We start from the raw sequence: 17,176 nt of genomic DNA, 5'->3' as shown, positions 1-17,176 counted from the left end.
TCCGGCTCGTCGGCCGCGCCACCGGTAGGGTCTGCTCATGGCAGACCTGCTCACCGCGGACGCGGTGCGAGAAGAGCTGGGCCGGTTGCCCGACTGGTCGGGTGACCCGACCGGCATCGGTCGTACGGCCCAGCTCGGCAGTTTCCCGGCCGCCATCGCGGTGGTGGACCGGGTGGCGGCGGTGGCTGAGGAGCTTGACCACCATCCCGACATCGACATCCGATGGCGGACCCTGACCTTCCGCTGTGTCACGCACTCGGCCGGTGGGGTTACCCACCGGGACGTCGAGCTGGCCCGGCGGATCGACGACATCGTCCGGAGTGCGGCATGAGATTCGAGATCAGCAAGGTTCTGGATGCCATCGAGGGTCGGGTCTGCACGGACCCGTCGCTGGCCCGGGCTGTCGTCGACCTGGCCGAGGTGATCCGCTACCAGGACATCGACGGTGGCCGGCCGGCGAGCCTGCTGCGCCTGGGCATGGTCATCGACGCGCTCTCCCGGGAGTTGGAGGAGGACAGCGTCCAGGTCTACGCGGTCGTACACCGGGCGTTGCTCTCCGACGCCGACCTGACGTCCAACGAGCGGATGGTCGTGCGGCGCTGGGCCGACGACGGGCTCGTCGAGGTGCTCGACAATCCGGGCGACCGGATGTTGGAGGTGGCCGACCTGCTCGGGTTGCCGGTGCTCAGCCGGGTCCGCTTCGACGGGCTGCGCGGGCGGTTCCCGTGGCTGGTCGAGCAGCCCGGTCGGGTGGTCGCCCCGGTGCCGGGCGCCGGCGGGCCGGTGTTCATCGCGCACGTCGGCGGTGGGCACGCGCCGGTCGCCGGCAAGCCCTCGCCGACCGGCGTGAAGCTGCTGGCCCGGCAGTGGCGCTGCCCAGAGTCGGGTTGCGCGTTGTTCGGCGGCGGTGGTGGGGGTGGCGCGTTCGCCGACCTGGCCGGGGGCGCCGATCGCGGCCCGGCCGCGCAGCCGCCGCCCGCGCTGCGCAACGGCGTGCCGACCTGCCCCCGACACGGGGTACGCCTCGGTGACAGTGGCCCGCGTCCGCGTAGCGAGGTGCTCGCGGTGCGCGTCGGTGGTCTGGTCCGGCGGCGGTTCGTGCTCACCGAGGAGCGGCCGATCGTGGCCGGCCGGGCTCCCGAGCAGGACGGCGGGATCATGCTCGGTCAGTGGCTCAACGACGAGGCCCGGCGGTGGATCAGCCGTGGTCACGTCCAGTTCGAGCTGCGGGTCGGCGAGGTCATCGTGACCGACATCAGCACCAACGGTTCCGGCATCCGTCCGGCCGGCTCGATGACCGAGTCGGACCGGGTTCCCCTGGCCCCGCAGCAGTCCCGGGTGCTCGGTGAGAACGACATGGTGGAGCTGTACCCGGGGGTGCAGATCGGCCGTGCCGAGGAGTTGCCGACCGGCGCCCCGTTCACCCCCACCTCGGTGATGGCCGAGGCCCCAACAATGGCGATGCGCCTACCCCGCCCCTGACGCGGAAGGCGGGCGTCGGGACTCCCGACGCCCGCCTTCCAGCACGTGTGCTTCAGCCGGCCAGCACCTCGGCCAGCTTGGTTACCGCCAGGTCGATCTCCTCCTCGGTGATGACCAGGGGCGGGGCGAGCCGGATGGTGGAGCCGTGGGTGTCCTTGGCGAGCACGCCACGCTCGGCGAGCCGCTCGCACGCCTCCCGCCCGCTCATCAGCGCCGGGTCGATGTCCAGACCGGCCCACAGGCCGCGGACGCGTACCCCGACCAGACCCTTGCCGACCAACCCTTCCAGGCCGGTTCGCAGCCGTTCACCCAGCTCGGCCGAGCGGCGCTGGAACTCGCCGGTGGCCAGCAGCCGGACGACCTCGATGGCGACCGCGCAGGCGAGCGGGTTGCCGCCGAAGGTGGAGCCGTGCTGGCCGGGCTTGAGCACGCCGAGCACGTCGGCGTTCGCGGCCACCGCGGAGACCGGCACGATACCGCCGCCGAGCGCCTTGCCGAGCAGGTACATGTCGGGCACGACGCCCTCGTGGTCACAGGCAAAAGTCTCGCCGGTACGCCCCAGACCGGACTGGATCTCGTCGGCGATGAACAGCACGTCGCGGTCGGTGCAGACCTGACGTACGCCCGGCAGGTAACCCTCCGGCGGCACCACCACGCCCTGCTCGCCCTGGATCGGCTCCAGCAGCACGGCCACGGTGTTCTCGTCGATCGCGGCGGTCAGCGCGTCCAGGTCGCCGTACGGCACGACCGTGAACCCCGGGGTGTACGGCCCGAAGTCGGCGCGGGCGTCCTCGTCGGTGGAGAAGCTCACGATGGTGGTGGTCCGGCCGTGGAAGTTGCCCTCGGCGACCACGATGTTGGCCTGGCCGGCGGGCACACCCTTGACCTGGTAGCCCCACTTGCGGGCCACCTTGATCCCGGTCTCCACGGCCTCCGCGCCGGTGTTCATCGGCAGCACCAGGTCCTTGCCGCACAGCTCGGCCAGCTCCCGACAGAAGTCGGCGAACTGGTCGTGGATGAACGCGCGGCTGGTCAGCGTCAGCCGGTCCAGTTGCGCGTGCGCGGCGGCGATGAGCTGCGGGTGCCGGTGGCCGAAGTTCAGCGCGGAGTAGCCGGCCAGGCAGTCCAGGTAGCGCTTGCCGTCCACGTCGGTGAGCCACGCGCCCTCGGCGGACGAGATCACCACCGGCAGCGGGTGGTAGTTGTGCGCCGTCCAACGCTCGGCGTCCCGGACCGCTCCCGGCGTCCGCAGGATGTCATCCACGATCACTTGATTGCCTTTCCCTGGCGGAGTCGCAGTGTGCAGCACTTCGGTCCGCCGCCGGCCTTACGCAGCTCGGACAGGTCGATACCGATGGTTTCGTAGCCCCGGTCGCGCAGCTTGGCGGCCAGGTCGGTGGCCTGCGCGGGCAGCACCACGTGCTGTCCGTCGCTGACCGCGTTCAACCCCAGCACCTCGGCGTCGGCCAGGGTGGCGTGCACCGCGTCGGGGAAGAGCCGGCGCAGCACCGCCTGGCTGCCGGGGGAGAACGCCTCCGGCAGGTACGCCACGGTCCGCTCGTCGAGCACGGTCAGCGCGGTGTCCAGGTGGTAGAAGCGGGGGTCGACCAGTTGCATGGTGATCACCGGGTAGCCGAAGACCTCCTGCAACTGGGCGTGCGAGGCGTGCGCCGTGCGGAAGCCGGTGCCGGCCAGCAGGTGGTCGCCGGCCAGCAGGACGTCGCCCTCGCCCTCGTTGACGTGCTTCGGGTCGTACATCTCGAAGCCCGCGTCCTCGAACCAGGCCCGGTAGGCCGGTGCCTCGTCGGCGCGCTGCGGGTCGCGGAACTGCACGGCCATCGCCTTGCCGTCGATGACCGTGCCGCCGTTGGCGGCGAAGACCATGTCGGGCAGGCCGGGCACCGGAGTGATCTCCTCGACGGTGTGGCCCAGATCAAGGTACGTCTGGCGGAGCTGCTCCCACTGCCGGACGGCCAGCGCGGTGTCGACCGGCGCGCTCGGGTCCATCCAGGGGTTGATCGCGTAATCGACGGCGAAGTACGTCGGCCGGCACATCAACAGGCGCTGGCTGGTGGCGTCCATCGTCATTGTCCTGCTCCAAGGGGTCGGGCGCGCCCGGCCACCGTGGCCCACGGGCTGGCGCCGTGACTCAACGCTATGCGGCCCCAGCGGCAGGATCCACCACCGAGAGTTGCGCAGACCGAACATTCATTGCGTCTCAGGGGGGCTCGGCTGCGAATCGTTGCGTTCCGGGCTGGGTGGGCCAGGATTCGTGTTTCGGGCCACCGGGCACGGAAGCCGCCACGGGCCTGGCCCGGAAAACACTTCAGGGGCGGCGAACCGCCGCCCCTGAAAGGGTGTTGCCCGGCCGGTGAACCACCGGATGAGTTCGGGCTGCCGGCGAACCGCCGGCTGTTCGCCGGTGCATCACCGGCGAGCGGAACAGTGCCCGCTAGAAACGATCCACAAACTGTGAGTCAAGCCACTCCCGGAAGCGTTGCACCCAGTCCCCGTCGGCGGTCGGCCAGTCGAACTGCCCGGTCATCGCGAGCACCCCGATCACCACCGCGGCCAGGCCGATCAGCACGCCGAACAGCGCGTCGGTCTTGCCGGCGACGTGCCGGCGGTGGGTGGCCATCAGGCCGAGCACCGCGAGCACCGCGCCGAACGCGCCGACCCCGATGCCGTACCCGGCCAGGGTGCCGGTCAGCACGAACATCGCACCGACGACGGAGACGATCAGGCCGAGAGTGGCGAGCAGGCTGGCCCGCGGCTTCGGGCCACGGGTCACCGGCGGCTCCGGCGTGGTCGCGCCCGGGGTCGGGTCGGCCGGGCGGTCGGTGGTGAGCCCGTCCGTCGGCTCGGGCCGGCGGGTGGTGGGGTCGAGGTCGGCGTCCCGCTCGGCGGTGCGCGCCAAGGTCGGGGCGGTGCCGGCCCGGGACTCGGTCTCCACCGCAATGCCGGTCCGGGACTCGGTCTCCGCCGGGCGGGCGGCCGGGGACGTGGTCTCCGCCGGGCGGGCGGTGCCGGTCCGTGGCTCGCTCTCGACCGGGCGGGAGATGGCGGCTCGGGCCACCGCAGCCCGCTCGGCGGCCCGCCGCTCGGCCTCGCCGAGCTGGCCGCTGGGCGCTGCGGCGCTGCGGTACGTCGTCTGGTCGGCGTCCCGGTCGGTGACCACCGGCCGTCCGGCGACGTCGTCAAATCGGCCCGCGTCGGTGGCCGCCGTGCTGTCCCGGTCGGCGACCGGGGCGTCGCGGCCGTCCACGCGGCCGTCGAGGTTCTCGTCCCGCGTCGGTGCCGGCTCGGACCGGCGGGACAGCGAAGGAATCCTGACCACTACACACCTCCTGATAAATGCGTGGTGGCCGACGGACGGGGTGGCACCCACGCGCTTCCGTCCTGAATTACCCACCTGGGCGTTTCTTGACACCAATTTCGGGTACGGGGTCGCCACGCCGCACCCCGGCCTGCCGCACGAAGACCTCCCGCCGGTCGACGGCCAGGCCCTTGCCATTCAGTACGTAGCCCGTCAGCCAGACCCATCCGTGGTACGTCGGGCGCTTGTCGACACTGACCAGTCGTAGGCGCAGCGCCCGCTCGCCGGCGAACTGCACCGAGCACGCCGCGCCGATCAGCAGCAGGTCGCCGGGTTTCCACTCGGTCACGTCGGCCAGTGGCCACGGCTGATCGGGATGCGGTGGCGGGCCCGGCAGGGCAGTTCGTCGCCGCAGCGGCACACGGTGCGCCAGCGCACCCAGCTCCACACGGGCCGGTGTCGACGGGCGAGGGTCAGCGCGGTGACCAAGAGATATTCGTTGTACGACACGCGCATGGCGGTGTCCTTCCGAGCAATAGCGTCCCGGTGGCCTTGTGCTGACGCTATTCCCGATTCTGCTTTCTGGGAGGCGCCAACGCGTGACATCTTGTTCCATGCTGGCCCCCTTGTGCAATCCGCACAGCCGCCCTAACGTCACGTCATATTGACGCACGAGGAATGGAAGAGAATTGCGTGCGAGGCGAAACATTCGGTGTTGCAGGAGGGACGCGGTGATGTTGCATGACGGATGAAACAAGCGGGTCCACGGTCCCTCGGCGGCAGCTCGGACGGCTGCTCACGCAGCTCCGCGAGGATGCCTCGGTCTCGCTGGACGCCGCAGCCGAAGCACTGGACTGCTCACGGCAGAAGGTGTGGCGCGTCGAGAAGGGGCTGGTCCCGGTGCGCGTCGTGGACGCCCGAGCGATGTGTGCTCTCTATCGGGTGCCCGACGCGATGGGCGAGATTGTCGCCGGGCTGGCGAAGGAGACTCGCGCCCGGGGTTGGTGGCATTCGTACGGCGATGTCGTGCCGTCGTGGTTCTCGCTGTACGTCGGCCTGGAATCCTCCGCCTCGGCACTGCGCCAATATGACGCCGAGCTAATTCCCGGACTCCTGCAAACCCGGGAGTACGCCGGCGAGCTGTTCCGCCGGAAGAATCCGACCCTGCGCGAGGAGGATCGGGAGAAGCTGGTGGAGGTCCGGCTGCAACGGCAGGGCATCCTCGTGCGTCGGCTGCCCACCGCGCCCACCCTGCGGGTCGTCCTGAGTGAGGCCGTTCTGCGGCGCACGATCCCCGACCGCCGGGCGATGGCTCAGCAGTTGCGACACCTGCTCGATGTGGCCGCACTGCCGACGGTGAGTCTGCGGGTCCTGCCGCTCGCGGCCGGTCCGCCGCTGGCCAGCGAGACGGGCACCTTCGTCCTGCTGGACTTCCCGCAGGCGTTCGGGAGGGCGTCCACCGAGCCGACCACTGTCTACGTGGAGAACATCACCGGGGCGCTCTATCTGGACAAACCAGCCGAGGTGGTCGCCTACGAACATGTCTGGTCGGATCTGGAGGCCCTCGCCTCGGGTGAGGCAGAATCAGAAAAAATGATCACTTCGATCATCGAGGAGCATCATGACTGACCTTGCCGGTGCGACCTGGCGCAAGAGCACCCGCAGCGGCGGGAGCGGCGGCAACTGCGTCGAGGTGGCCGACGACCTGCCCGGCGTCGTGGGCGTACGCGACAGCAAGGACCCGACCGGTCCGGCGCTCGCCTTCGCTCCTGCCGCCTGGGCCGCGTTCGTGGGCGACGTCAAGGGGCAGCGCCGGAGCTGACTACACCGTCCAGGGCGCCCTCCCGCTTGATCGACTCGCCCTCCTGAACGTCGGGGTGTCCCGCTCACCAGAACACCCCGACTTCCTAAAAGCCGAGTCGATCAGCGCGGCGACGCCCGGAGGCGGCGCGGCGACGCCCGAGGCGATCAGCGCGGCGGCGCCCGAGGCGAGGGGCGCGGCGACGCCCGAGGCGAGGGGCGCGGCGGCGGCCGGCCGGCGGCGATCAGCGCGGCGGTGACCTGGGCCGATCGGCGTCTCGGTGCGGGCTGGCTATCCTTGGCACCTGTGCCAGAGGGACATACGATCCACCGCCTGGCGGCCCGCCACGCCGAGCTGTTCGCCGGGGACAAGGTGCACGCCGCCAGCCCGCAGGGCCGCTTCGCCGACGGCGCGGCCCGGCTCTCCGGCACCGTGCTGGAGGGCACCGAGGCGTACGGCAAGCACCTGCTGCACCACTACGCCGGCGAGCTGACTCTGCACGTACACCTTGGGCTTTATGGGAAGTTCACCGACGGATCGGGGGAGCCGCCCGAGCCGATCGGCCAGGTGCGGTTGCGGCTGGCCAGCGATCGACACTGGCTGGACCTGCGCGGACCCACCGCCTGCGAGCTGATCAGCCCACCCGAGGTGGCCGCACTAAGGGACCGCCTCGGGCCGGATCCGCTACGAGCCGACGCCGACCCGGAGCGGGCGTACCGGAGGATCTCGCGCAGCCCGACGCCCCTCGCGGCGCTGTTGCTGGACCAGTCGGTGGTGGCCGGCACCGGGTTGATCTTCGTGACCGAGGCGCTGTTCCGGGCCGGACTGCCGCCGACGATGCCCGGCCGCCGGCTGACCCGCGCCGGCTGGGACGCGCTCTGGGCCGACCTGGTCGGGCTGATGCGGCTCGCGGTCGAGCATGGCCGGATCGACACCGTGCGCGACGTACACCTGCCGGAGGCGATGGGCCGGGCGGCCCGGGTGGACCGGCACGGCGGCGAGGTGTACGTCTACCGCCGCCCCGGCGCGCCCTGTCACGTCTGCGGCACCGAGGTCAGCCGTGGTGAGCTGGCCGGGCGCAACCTCTACTGGTGCCGCACCTGCCAAGCCGGCTGAGCCGGTCGCGTCGCCCAGGCCGCCCGAGCCGCCCGAGCCGCCCTTGATCGTGCTGGAACAAGGAAAGAGTGGCCTCCTGGGTTGGGCAGACCACTACATCCTGAATCGAGCGCGATCATGGGCGGAGTAGTCGATCAAGGGACTGGGCGTTCCCAGGCTCGTCCACAGTGGCTAGCGTAGGCCCGTGCAGATCGGCGTGAACGTCCCGAACTTCGGCCCGGGCACCGACCCCGACGTGCTGCGACGGTGGGCGCAGACAATCGAGGGCCTCGGGTTCGACCTGCTGATGGTCTCCGACCACATCGCGGTGACTCCGGACGTGGCCCAGCAGTACCCGGCGCCGTTCTACGAGCCGTTCACCACGTTGTCCTGGCTGGCCGGGGTGACCCGCCGGCTCCGGCTGGGCACCACGGTGCTCATCGTCCCGTACCGGCACCCGCTGCTCACCGCCCGGATGGCGGCGAACCTCAACCGGCTCAGCGGCGGCCGGCTCGTCCTCGGGGTCGGCGTCGGCTGGGCCCGGCAGGAGTTCGAGGCGCTCGGCGTCCCGTTCCAACGACGCGGCGCGTTGACCGACGACCATCTGCGCGCTATGCGCGACGCCTGGCAGGACACCGGCGACTACGACAGCCCGGCGGTCCCGATCTGGGTCGGCGGCAACAGCGACGCCGGCATGCGTCGCGCCGTTCGGCTCGGTGACGCGTGGCATCCGCTGCGACTCACGCCCGGCGAACTCGCGGACGCGGCCGGGCGGCTCGGCACCATCGCCAAGGAACTGGGCCTCCCCGAGCCGGCGCTGGTGCCGCGCATCGCGCTCCAGGAAACCCGCGAACCGGTCACTGCCCCGGACCGGCTCGCCGGTGTCGGCACCATCGAGCAGATCGTCGCCGACCTCGACCAGATCCGGCTGCTCGGCGCGGAGGCGGTGGTGCTCGACCCGTTCAACGGTGACCCGGCCGAGATCCGCCAACCCGAACGCGCCTGGCGGACCCTCGCGGCCGTGGCCGCGTACGCCACGACCCAGGAGGTTCGATGACACCCGACGACGAGACGTTTCTCCGCCGCGCCGTGGAGATCGCCAGCCAGGCGGGGGCTGCCGGCGAACGGCCGTTCGGGTCGTTGCTCGTCGGTGCGGACGGCACGGTGCTGATCGAGGACCACAACACGGTGGTGTCCGACTCGGACATCAGCGCCCATCCGGAACTCAAGCTGGCCCGCTGGGCCGCCCGGGAACTCGCGCCCGACGTGGCGGCCGGCACCACCATGTTCACCAGTTGCCAGCCCTGCCCGATGTGCGCGACCGCGATCGACCGCTCCGGGCTCGGGCGGGTGGTGTACGCCCTGTCCAGCGAGCAGTTCGAAGAGGTCAAGCCGGCCACCCCGCCGTTGCCCGCGGTCCGCTACGAGGGGCCGGCGCTGTTCGACGAGGCGCGTCAGCCGATCGACAACTACTACTGACCCGACCGGTAAGGGCTGCCGTCGCGGCTCAGTCGGGCTTCGGCCGGGAGCGCGGGGACCATGTGTCGTCCACGTCCTGACCAGGCCCCCGCTCCCGCTCAGGACGTGTTGCGGACGCGTGCGCGCCACAGGTCGTCCTGGGTGCCGGTCTGCTGCCAGAGGCGCGCGACGCCGTCCGGGCCGAGGTCGTCGAGTGGTACGAGAAAGTGCGTGGACAGCGTCCGGGCGAAGTCGTCGACGTCGGTGATCGTGCGCGGGCTGCTGGTGTCGGCGCCCAGCCGGCGCAGGGTCCGGGACAGCAGGATCAGGGTCTCGCCGGCGATCGGCCGGGCGGCCATGAGCGTGGTGACGTACGCCGAGGTGGGGGACGTGGACATGTCCCGGGAGCGGGCGGCGAAGTCGGCGATGTCCCGTGGTCGCAGGCGGAAATCGTAGGAGGCGATGGTGCCGCCGGGGTGGTGGTGGAATCGCCAGGTGTCCGGGTCGAGTTGTTCGAGCCGGTAGGTCAGGCGCCCCTGCGCGTGCGGACCCTCCCGCATCGGCAACGGCTGGACGAATCCGTCGCCGATGCCGGCGTCGGCCAGCCAGCGCCGACCGTCCAGGTCGACCAGGAGCGCGTTGTGGTTGCCCCACATCGCCTCGCCGCGCGTCGCGCGCAGAACGGCGGCCTCCACCATGGTCACCTGGAAGCCGGTCAGCCGCAGCAGCGTGGCCAGGCCGGCGTTCTGCTCGTAGCAGTAGCCGCCGCGTCGACGCCGCACGAGCTTGTCGAAGATCGCCTCCGCGTCGAGGGCGATCAGCCGGCCGAGCTGGATGTCGAGGTTCTCGTACGGCACGGTGTGCCGCCAGGCCTGATGCAGGGCGAACAGCGTCTCCACGTCGGCTGCCACGCGCCCGTGGTGCCCGATTCGGTGCAGCATCTGAGCCAGTTCGGTGCTCATCGGCGGACTCCTAAGTGATAGATGTTCCTCCACCTGGCAAGTGTAAGTGACAGAACTTCATCCGTATACTGGTGGAGTGACGAACGAGGGCAGCAGGCTCCGGGCCGACGCCAGGCACAACCGCGAGCAGATCATCGAGGCCGCTCGGGCGCTCATCGCCGAACGGGGCGTCGACGTGCCGATGGAGGAGGTGGCCCGCCGCGCCGGTGTCGGGGCCGCCACCCTCTACCGCCGGTTTCCCGACCGTGAGGCCCTGGTGCGCGGAGTGGCGCTGGACGGCTTCGACCGTGTGGTCGCCATCGCTCGCGACGCCGAGGACGAGGAGCCGGACGCGTGGCGGGCGCTGGCGCGCTTCGTCCGCCGGGCGGCGGCCGAGCTGCGGTTGGCCACCTGGCTGTCGATCTGGTTCACCAGCACCTGGGAGCAGTTGCACACCGAGCCCGAGGAGCAGCGGCTGCGGCAAGCCCTGCTGAAGATCCTCGACCGGCTCGTCCGCCGCGCACAGGCCGACGGCGATCTGCGCCGCGACGTGGGCGCCAGCGACCTGACCCTGATGATGGCACTGCTGCTGCGGCCGTTACCCGGGCTGCGCGCCGAACTCACCCAACGCAGCGTGGACCGCTTCCTGGTCCTCATGCTCGAGGGCCTGCGTGCCGGCCCGGGCATCCACGAGCTTCCTCCCGCCGAGATCGGTCTGACCGACCTCGGTGGCGCGTGAGGAACGCTGACGCCAGGCAACGCGGATGGCCGGAATTGACAGTCGGCCGGCTGCCGGAGCAGGGTTGAGAAGTGACAACGATGTCAACGGTCATAAGGGATGAATCGCACTCATGATCCTCCCTTGCGTCTGCGGCGTCACGCCGTACCGTTGACGGTTTTGCGGCGCGGACCCGGTCCGTACGCCGATCCTGGCCGTATGTCCCTTTCCTACCCGACGGTGACCAGCTGAGATGACCGACGTGCCCCGATCCGACGCCACCACGAACCCCGCAGGAGCACCCGACCTGCCCGACCTGGACGACTTCCTCGCCGACCAGACCCGCACGCTGCTCGACACGGCCCGCCGCGCGGTCCGGGCCGAGGGCGGCTTCTGGTGGTTGACCGACGACCGCACCCCGGACCGTGGTGAACCCGTCTACACCTGGATCACCTGCCGGATGACCCACGTGGCCGCGCTCGCCCACCTGGGCGGCGACCCCGACGCCGCCGCCCTTGTCGACCACGGAATCGCCGCGCTCAGCACCCTGCTGCGCGACGACCGGTTCGGCGGTTGGTTCAGCGCCGTGGACCAGCAGGGAGCGCCCGTCGACGACCACAAGGCCGGCTACGACCACGCGTTCGTGCTGCTCGCCGCATCCAGCGCCGCGCGCGCCGGACGGCCCGGCGCGGAGGAGTTGCTCGCCGACGTCCTGACCGTGGTGCGGGACCGGTTCTGGGACGACGAGGTGGGCGCGGTCCGCGAGTCGTGGAACCGGGACTGGACGGTGACCGAGGACTACCGCGGCGCGAACAGCAGCATGCACATGGTGGAGGCGTTCCTCGCCGCTGCCGCCGCCACCGGCGACCCGAGCTGGACCGACCGGGCCCTGCGGATCGCCTACCACCTGCCGCACACCGAGGCCGCCCGGCACGACTGGCGGCTGCCCGAGCACTTCACCGCCGACTGGACGCCGCTGCTCGACTACAACCGGGACCAGCCCGCCGACCAGTTCCGGCCGTACGGCTCGACCATGGGCCACTGGCTGGAGTGGGCCCGGCTGCTGCTGGAGTTGGAAGCGGTCCTGCCGCAGCCGCCACGCTGGCTGCTCACCGACGCCCAACACCTGTTCGCCGCCGCCGTACGCCGCGGCTGGGCGGTCGACGGTGCCGACGGCTTCGTCTACACGATCGACTGGGACGACCGGCCGGTGGTGCGCTCCCGGATGCACTGGGTGCTCGCCGAGGCCGTCGGAGCGGCGGTGACCCTGTACCGCCGCACCGGCGACGACGTCTACGCCGACTGGTACCGGGTCTTCTGGGCGTACGCGCGCCGCTACCTGATCGACGGCACCGGCTGGCGGCACGAGTTGGACCCGCAGAACCTGCCCGCCGACACGGTCTGGCACGGTCGGCCGGACGTCTACCACGCGTACCAGGCGGTGCTGCTGTCCCGCTCGGCCACCGGGCTCGGTGGCCCCGGCCCGCTCGCGCCGGGCGAGGTGACCGCATGATCGTGGTCGCGGGTGAGGCGCTGATCGACCTGGTGGTCACGGCCGAGGGGGAGCGCGCCGTGCCGGGAGGCTCCCCGGCGAACGTGGCGGTCACCCTGGCCCGGCTCGACCAGCCGGTACGGCTGCTGGCCCGGCTCGGGGCCGACGAGTACGGTCGGCAGCTCGCCGCACACCTGAGCGCCAACCGGGTGGAGCTGGACTGGGCGGTCCGCGCCCCGGAGCCCACCTCGGTGGCGAAGGCCACGCTGGACACCAGCGGGCAGGCCAGCTACGAGTTCCGGCTGGCCGGCACGGCGGACTGGCAGTGGACGCCGGACGAGTTGCCCGACCTCACCGGGTCAGGGGCGACCGCGCTGCACACCGGATCCCTCGCGCTCGCGCTGGCACCCGGTGCGCAGGTACTGGAGGACCTGCTCGCCCGCGAACGCCGCCGCGACGGGCTCACCGTCTCGATCGACCTCAACCTGCGGCCGAGCATCGTCACCGACCGGGCGGCCGAGCAGGCCAGGGTACGACGCCAGGTGCCCCTCGCGCACGTGGTGAAGGCCAGCGACGAGGACCTGGCGTGGCTCTACCCGGACCGGTCGGTGGGTGACGTACTGGCCGAGTGGCGCGACGCCGGGGTGTCCTGCGCGCTGGTCACCCGGGGTGGTGAGGGTGTCTGGTTGCTCGCCCCGAACGGATCGCTGCACGAGCAACCGGCGGTACGCACCACGGTCGTCGACACCGTCGGCGCCGGTGACTCGTTCACCGGCGGTCTGCTGGCCGCGCTGGCCGACCTCGACGCGCTCGGCGACCGGCCGGCCGACCGGCTCGCCGGGGTGACCGAGCAGCAGTGGGACGTCGTGCTGCGGCAGGCCGCGACGGTGGCCGCGTTGACCTGCGCCCGCCAGGGCGCCGACCCACCCCACCGCGCCGACGTCGACGCCCTCCTCAACCCGACCCCGTAAAACCCCGGCCCTCGCCCCCACCCCGCCCCCCACCGCGCCGGGGCCCAGGCTCGCCGGGTCGATCATGGACTTATGGTGCCTCACAAACGCCGCGAAGTGCAGTCAAACGCCCACCACAACTCCATGATCGACCGGGTGGGGGTGGGGGTGGGGGTGGGGGTGGGCGGGGCGAGCGGGGGTTGGGTTAGGGGAGGCCGCGGCGGAGGAGTTGGGTGGGGAGGACCGTGGTGGACGGCGCGGACTCGTCGTTTCCGGCGATCCGCTGGAACAGCCGCTCGGTGGCGACCCGGGCCAGCTCCCGGGTGTCGTAGGCGACGACGGTCAGGGGCCGGGGCATCAGGTGGGACAGCTCGAAGTCGTCGAAGCCGACAAGCGCGGCGTCGCTGCCCCGGCGGTGCAGCTCCTGGAGCGCGCCGACGGTGAGCCGGTTGTTGGCGCAGAAGAAGGCCGTCGGCGGGTCCGCCAGGTCCAGCAGCGCGGCGACCGCCCGCCCGGCCTCCTCGGGCGCGATGAGCCTCTCGGAGACCAGCGACTCGTCCGGTGCGACCCCGGCCGCGGCCAGGGCCGCCCGCGCCCCGGTCAACCGTTCGCGCATCGTGGGCACGCTCGGCGCACCGAGCAGCAGGCCCACCCGGCGGTGCCCCTGATCCAGCAACGCGGCGACGGCGGCGTGGCTGCCGCCCCGGTTGTCCAACAGCACGGCATCGGCGTGCAGCCCCTGCGGCGGCCGGTCCAGGAACACCACAGGCATCCCCAACTCGACCTCGCGCCGCAGGAACGAGTGGTCGAGGCCCGCCGGCACCACCAGCAGCCCGTCGACCCGGCGCTGGGTGAAGTCCTGGAGCAGGGCGCGTTCCCGCTCCGGGTCCTCCTCCGACGAGGCGGTGATCAGCATCGTGCCGTGCGCGGCGGCGATCTCGGCGGCAACGCTGGCGATTGTCGCGTAGAACGGGTTGGCGATCTCCTCGATGAGCAACCCGACCGTGGCGTTGAGCTGCCGGGAGCGCAGGTTGCGGGCGATGTCGTTGCGCCGGAAGCCCAGCTCGGCGATGGCGGCCAGCACCCGGCTGACCAGCTCCTGACCCACCGGCTCGTCGTTGACCACCCGCGAGACCGTCTTCAGGCTGACCCCGGCGTGCCGGGCCACGTCGACCATCGTCGGGCGCCGACGCGTCGTCGGCCGGGTCGGAGTCTGGGTCACGGGTCCTCCACGGCGGGCACCGGTCAGCGGTCGAGGGCAGCGAGCGCGTCGACCGCCTTGCGGGCGGCGACGAGCACCGGATCCCACACCGGCGCGTACGGCGGAGCGTAGCCCAGGTCCAGTGACGTCATATCGTCCACCGTCATGCCGTTCCAGAGTGCCACGGCCAGCGTGTCGATCCGCTTGGCCGCCTCGGACCAGCCGACGATCTGCGCGCCGAGCAACCTGCCGCTGGGCCGCTCGGCGATCAACTTGACGGTCATCGGCCGGGCACCGGGGTAGTAGCCGGCCCGGTTGGTCGACTCGGCGACCACCGAGACGAAGTCGAAACCGGCCAGGGTGGCCTCCCGCTCCCGCAGGCCGGTGCGTCCCACCTCCAGGTCGCAGACCTTCGTCACGGCCGTGCCGATCACACCGGCGAAGGTGGCGTACCCGCCGCCGATGTTGATCCCGGCCGCGCGGCCCTGCTTGTTGGCGTGGGTGCCCAGCGGCACGTGTACCGGCATCCCGCTGACCCGGTGCAACGTCTCCACGCAGTCGCCCGCCGCCCAGACGCCGGACAGCCCGGTCACCCGCATCCGCCGGTCCACCCGGATGCCGCCGGTCGTCCCGATCGGGAACCCGGAAGCCTCGGCGAGCGCGGTGTTCGGGCGTACTCCCAGGCCCAGGACCACGACGTCGGCCGGTATCGGCCCCTCGGCCGTGACCACCGCGGACACCCGGCCGTCGCGCTGCTCCAGGCCGGTCACCGGCAGGTCGGTGCGGATCGTGACACCCAGGCCGCGCATCGCGTCGGCGACCAGCTCGGCCATGTCGCCGTCGACGGTCGCCATGGGCTGTGAGCCCGCCTCGACCAGGGTCACCGACAGGCCGCGCTGCATCAGCGCCTCGGCCATCTCGACGCCGATGTAGCCGCCGCCGATCACCACGGCCCGACGCGGCCGTGGCTCACCCTCCAGCCAGTCGCGCAGCGCCGCCCCGTCGTCGAGGGTCTGCATGCCGAACACGCCGCCAGCGTCGGTGGCCGCCCAGGGCGGCTGCACCGGCACCGCGCCGGTGGCGTACATCAGGTCGTCGAAGCGCTCGCGGACCTCGCCGCCGCCCTCCAGGTCGCGGGCGACCACCTCGCGGCGGTCCAGGTCGATGGCCGTGACCTCGTGGCGCAGCCGGACGTCCATCGCGTACGTCGTGCGGAACGTCTGCGGGTCCCGGGCAATCAACGCCTCCGGGCCGGACACCAGGCCACTGATCCAGTACGGGATGCCGCACGCCGAGTAGGAGGTGAAGTGGCCCCGCTCGAAGACCGTGATCTCCAGGTCGTCGCGGTCGCGGCGGCGTCGGGCCTGGGACGCCGCCGACATTCCGGCGGCGTCCCCGCCGATGACGATCAGCCGTTGCGCCACGGCCTCATCCTGTCACGTGCTGATCAGCCGCGGGTCTGTCGTGCGACGTCCTGCACCACGTCGGTGAGTCGGCCGGTGCGCTCGAACACCGCGCGCTGCCGGGCCGCACCGCTGCCGTGCCGCCGCAACCCGCCCAGCAGGTCGGTCACGTCGGCCCAGTCGCCGTGCTGCTCAAGCGCCGGCCGCAGCCGTTCCACCAGCCGGTCCAGCAGCTCCCAGGCCGGGCGCACCTCGCCGGTGGTGACGTCGACCGCGTCGCCCTCCAGGCCGTCGTGCGCGGCCCGCCAGTGTGCGCCGACCAGCAGGTGGTGGTCGGTCTGCAACGCCGGCCGCCCAGCCTCGACATCCGCCATCGCGGTCGCCACCAGGGCCCGGACCAGGGCGGCGACCAGCACCGCGTCGTCCACCGACGGGCAGACGTCGCCGATCCGCAGCTCCACCGTCGGGTACTTCGCCGACAGGCGGGCGTACCAGTAGAGCATCCCCTCGTCGAGCATCACCCCACTGGAGATCAACTGTCGGATCAGCCGCTGGTAGTGCTCGTGCGACTCCAGATAGGGGGTCGGGGCCACCGACGGCCAGCGCTCCCACTCCACCGAGCGCCAACTCGCGTAGCCGGTGTCCTCCCCGCGGGAGAACGGGGAGTTGGTGGTCATCGCGTGCAGCATCGGCAGCCACGGGCGTACGTGGTTGAGCACCTGCACACCGGTCTCCGGATCGGGGACGCCGACGTGCACGTGCATGCCGTTGTTGCCGGGGCCCGGGACGAGCAGCCGGAACCGCTCGATCATCCGGTCGAAGCGGGGCTTGTCCACCACCGGCGGCACCGGACCGTCCACCGGACCCGTGCCGATGGCGAGCAGGCGTACGCCGGCCCGCTCGGCGGCGTCGGACAGCGCCCGCCGCAGCACCCCGAGGGAGTGCCGGATCGACGAAAGCTCCAGGCCGGGCGGGCTGCCGATCTCGATCTGACTGGTCTGGAACTCCCGCTCCACCTGCCCGCGAAGCTCGGCCGGCACCTGCTCCATCACCAGGTCGACGGCCGGGACCGCGGCCCCGGTGTGCGGGTCGACGAGCAGGAACTCCTCCTCGACACCCACGGTGAGCAATCCGGTCGCCGCAGCCGTCTCGCTGGGCGCCTCCGCCACCTGACCGGTCATCGACACCACCGTCCGTTCCTACCGGTCGCGGTCCATCCGCGTCGGTCCGCTGTCTGGTTACCCAACGTGGCGACACCGGGAAACGTGGCGTGACTCGTCGTGCTCGGGTGTGCCGTCGATTTCGGCGGGACGACGTGA

General features: G+C 71.8%; 19 protein-coding genes. 10 read left to right on the top strand and 9 right to left on the bottom strand.

What is annotated here, in order from left to right:
* Positions 1 to 37: 37 nt before the first annotated feature.
* Together AB0C01_RS20450 and AB0C01_RS20445 are read left to right on the top strand one after the other, a co-directional pair.
* Entirely contained in the window at positions 38 to 331 is a 294-nt protein-coding gene (locus tag AB0C01_RS20450) for a 4a-hydroxytetrahydrobiopterin dehydratase (RefSeq protein WP_357246551.1), read from the top strand.
* Positions 328 to 1,482 carry an FHA domain-containing protein gene (locus AB0C01_RS20445; RefSeq protein WP_357246548.1) on the top strand — a complete coding sequence of 385 codons (1,155 nt, stop codon included), beginning with the start codon at positions 328 to 330 and terminating at the stop codon, positions 1,480 to 1,482. Before AB0C01_RS20450 ends, AB0C01_RS20445 begins: the two co-directional genes overlap by 4 nt.
* Before the next feature lie 52 nt (positions 1,483 to 1,534).
* Here the strand turns inward: AB0C01_RS20445 and rocD are convergent, their stop codons facing one another.
* From rocD to AB0C01_RS20420, 5 genes are all read right to left on the bottom strand, one after another.
* A complete protein-coding gene (gene rocD / locus AB0C01_RS20440; RefSeq protein WP_357571891.1) occupies positions 1,535 to 2,749 on the bottom strand; it encodes an ornithine--oxo-acid transaminase in 1,215 nt (404 codons plus the stop codon).
* Positions 2,749 to 3,564: a dimethylargininase gene (ddaH, locus tag AB0C01_RS20435; protein WP_357247154.1), complete on the bottom strand. Its 816-nt coding sequence runs from the start codon at positions 3,562 to 3,564 to the stop codon at positions 2,749 to 2,751. The genes rocD and ddaH overlap by 1 nt, the downstream gene beginning before the upstream one ends.
* A gap of 370 nt (positions 3,565 to 3,934) precedes the next feature.
* A complete protein-coding gene (locus tag AB0C01_RS20430; protein ID WP_357571826.1) occupies positions 3,935 to 4,819 on the bottom strand; it encodes a thrombospondin in 885 nt (294 codons plus the stop codon).
* 67 nt (positions 4,820 to 4,886) lie between these two features.
* A complete protein-coding gene (locus tag AB0C01_RS20425; RefSeq protein WP_357246542.1) occupies positions 4,887 to 5,147 on the bottom strand; it encodes a hypothetical protein in 261 nt (86 codons plus the stop codon).
* Positions 5,144 to 5,314 (bottom strand): hypothetical protein, encoded by a 171-nt coding sequence (locus AB0C01_RS20420; RefSeq protein ID WP_357246539.1) that lies wholly within the window; start codon positions 5,312 to 5,314, stop codon positions 5,144 to 5,146. Before AB0C01_RS20420 ends, AB0C01_RS20425 begins: the two co-directional genes overlap by 4 nt.
* A gap of 225 nt (positions 5,315 to 5,539) precedes the next feature.
* Between AB0C01_RS20420 and AB0C01_RS20415 the strand changes: the two genes are divergently transcribed.
* The 5 genes from AB0C01_RS20415 (at position 5,540) to AB0C01_RS20395 (ending at position 9,173) form a co-directional block, all read left to right on the top strand.
* Positions 5,540 to 6,427, top strand: a complete 888-nt coding sequence (locus tag AB0C01_RS20415) for a helix-turn-helix transcriptional regulator (RefSeq protein WP_357571825.1) — start codon at positions 5,540 to 5,542, stop codon at positions 6,425 to 6,427.
* On the top strand, positions 6,420 to 6,620 hold the full coding sequence (locus tag AB0C01_RS20410) for a DUF397 domain-containing protein (RefSeq protein WP_357571824.1): 201 nt from the start codon (positions 6,420 to 6,422) through the stop codon (positions 6,618 to 6,620). The genes AB0C01_RS20415 and AB0C01_RS20410 overlap by 8 nt, the downstream gene beginning before the upstream one ends.
* 285 nt (positions 6,621 to 6,905) lie before the next feature.
* The gene (locus AB0C01_RS20405) at positions 6,906 to 7,715 is read left to right on the top strand and encodes a DNA-formamidopyrimidine glycosylase family protein (RefSeq protein WP_357571823.1); all 810 of its coding nucleotides are present in this window, start codon (positions 6,906 to 6,908) and stop codon (positions 7,713 to 7,715) included.
* Positions 7,716 to 7,899: 184 nt separating this feature from the next.
* The gene (locus tag AB0C01_RS20400) at positions 7,900 to 8,751 is read left to right on the top strand and encodes an LLM class flavin-dependent oxidoreductase (RefSeq protein WP_357571822.1); all 852 of its coding nucleotides are present in this window, start codon (positions 7,900 to 7,902) and stop codon (positions 8,749 to 8,751) included.
* Entirely contained in the window at positions 8,748 to 9,173 is a 426-nt protein-coding gene (locus AB0C01_RS20395) for a nucleoside deaminase (protein ID WP_357246523.1), read from the top strand. The genes AB0C01_RS20400 and AB0C01_RS20395 overlap by 4 nt, the downstream gene beginning before the upstream one ends.
* Before the next feature lie 98 nt (positions 9,174 to 9,271).
* Here the strand turns inward: AB0C01_RS20395 and AB0C01_RS20390 are convergent, their stop codons facing one another.
* Positions 9,272 to 10,114: an arylamine N-acetyltransferase gene (locus AB0C01_RS20390; RefSeq protein WP_357571821.1), complete on the bottom strand. Its 843-nt coding sequence runs from the start codon at positions 10,112 to 10,114 to the stop codon at positions 9,272 to 9,274.
* Positions 10,115 to 10,190: 76 nt separating this feature from the next.
* Here AB0C01_RS20390 and AB0C01_RS20385 point away from each other — a divergent pair, with 76 nt between their 5' ends.
* The 3 genes from AB0C01_RS20385 to AB0C01_RS20375 all read left to right on the top strand — a co-directional run bounded on the left by AB0C01_RS20385 (position 10,191) and on the right by AB0C01_RS20375 (position 13,274).
* Positions 10,191 to 10,832, top strand: coding sequence for a TetR/AcrR family transcriptional regulator (locus AB0C01_RS20385; protein WP_357246513.1), 642 nt, complete (start codon positions 10,191 to 10,193; stop codon positions 10,830 to 10,832).
* Between the two features lie 232 nt (positions 10,833 to 11,064).
* A complete protein-coding gene (locus AB0C01_RS20380; RefSeq protein WP_357571820.1) occupies positions 11,065 to 12,324 on the top strand; it encodes an AGE family epimerase/isomerase in 1,260 nt (419 codons plus the stop codon).
* Positions 12,321 to 13,274 (top strand): carbohydrate kinase, encoded by a 954-nt coding sequence (locus tag AB0C01_RS20375; RefSeq protein ID WP_357571819.1) that lies wholly within the window; start codon positions 12,321 to 12,323, stop codon positions 13,272 to 13,274. The genes AB0C01_RS20380 and AB0C01_RS20375 overlap by 4 nt, the downstream gene beginning before the upstream one ends.
* A 184-nt stretch (positions 13,275 to 13,458) precedes the next feature.
* Here the strand turns inward: AB0C01_RS20375 and AB0C01_RS20370 are convergent, their stop codons facing one another.
* The 3 genes from AB0C01_RS20370 to AB0C01_RS20360 form a co-directional block, all read right to left on the bottom strand.
* Positions 13,459 to 14,430 (bottom strand): LacI family DNA-binding transcriptional regulator, encoded by a 972-nt coding sequence (locus AB0C01_RS20370; protein WP_357247151.1) that lies wholly within the window; start codon positions 14,428 to 14,430, stop codon positions 13,459 to 13,461.
* Between the two features lie 68 nt (positions 14,431 to 14,498).
* Positions 14,499 to 15,878 (bottom strand): FAD-dependent oxidoreductase, encoded by a 1,380-nt coding sequence (locus AB0C01_RS20365; RefSeq protein ID WP_357571818.1) that lies wholly within the window; start codon positions 15,876 to 15,878, stop codon positions 14,499 to 14,501.
* A 23-nt stretch (positions 15,879 to 15,901) separates the two neighbouring features.
* A complete protein-coding gene (locus AB0C01_RS20360; RefSeq protein ID WP_357246501.1) occupies positions 15,902 to 17,038 on the bottom strand; it encodes a glutamate--cysteine ligase in 1,137 nt (378 codons plus the stop codon).
* Positions 17,039 to 17,176 lie beyond the last annotated feature (138 nt).

Origin of the sequence: Micromonospora sp. NPDC048905 (assembly GCF_040649655.1) — a bacterium.
Lineage (GTDB): Bacteria > Actinomycetota > Actinomycetes > Mycobacteriales > Micromonosporaceae > Micromonospora.
This window is presented reverse-complemented; position numbering and strand designations above follow the sequence as displayed.

Coding starts and splice junctions, on each gene's coding strand:
- AB0C01_RS20370 (WP_357247151.1), bottom strand. CDS start 14,430: ATGGTCGACGTGGCCCGGCACGCCGGGGTCAGCCTGAAGACGGTCTCG.
- AB0C01_RS20360 (WP_357246501.1), bottom strand. CDS start 17,038: ATGACCGGTCAGGTGGCGGAGGCGCCCAGCGAGACGGCTGCGGCGACC.
- AB0C01_RS20375 (WP_357571819.1), top strand. CDS start 12,321: ATGATCGTGGTCGCGGGTGAGGCGCTGATCGACCTGGTGGTCACGGCC.
- AB0C01_RS20415 (WP_357571825.1), top strand. CDS start 5,540: ATGACGGATGAAACAAGCGGGTCCACGGTCCCTCGGCGGCAGCTCGGA.
- ddaH (WP_357247154.1), bottom strand. CDS start 3,564: ATGGACGCCACCAGCCAGCGCCTGTTGATGTGCCGGCCGACGTACTTC.
- AB0C01_RS20450 (WP_357246551.1), top strand. CDS start 38: ATGGCAGACCTGCTCACCGCGGACGCGGTGCGAGAAGAGCTGGGCCGG.
- AB0C01_RS20410 (WP_357571824.1), top strand. CDS start 6,420: ATGACTGACCTTGCCGGTGCGACCTGGCGCAAGAGCACCCGCAGCGGC.
- AB0C01_RS20380 (WP_357571820.1), top strand. CDS start 11,065: ATGACCGACGTGCCCCGATCCGACGCCACCACGAACCCCGCAGGAGCA.
- AB0C01_RS20420 (WP_357246539.1), bottom strand. CDS start 5,314: ATGCGCGTGTCGTACAACGAATATCTCTTGGTCACCGCGCTGACCCTC.
- AB0C01_RS20445 (WP_357246548.1), top strand. CDS start 328: ATGAGATTCGAGATCAGCAAGGTTCTGGATGCCATCGAGGGTCGGGTC.
- AB0C01_RS20395 (WP_357246523.1), top strand. CDS start 8,748: ATGACACCCGACGACGAGACGTTTCTCCGCCGCGCCGTGGAGATCGCC.
- AB0C01_RS20390 (WP_357571821.1), bottom strand. CDS start 10,114: ATGAGCACCGAACTGGCTCAGATGCTGCACCGAATCGGGCACCACGGG.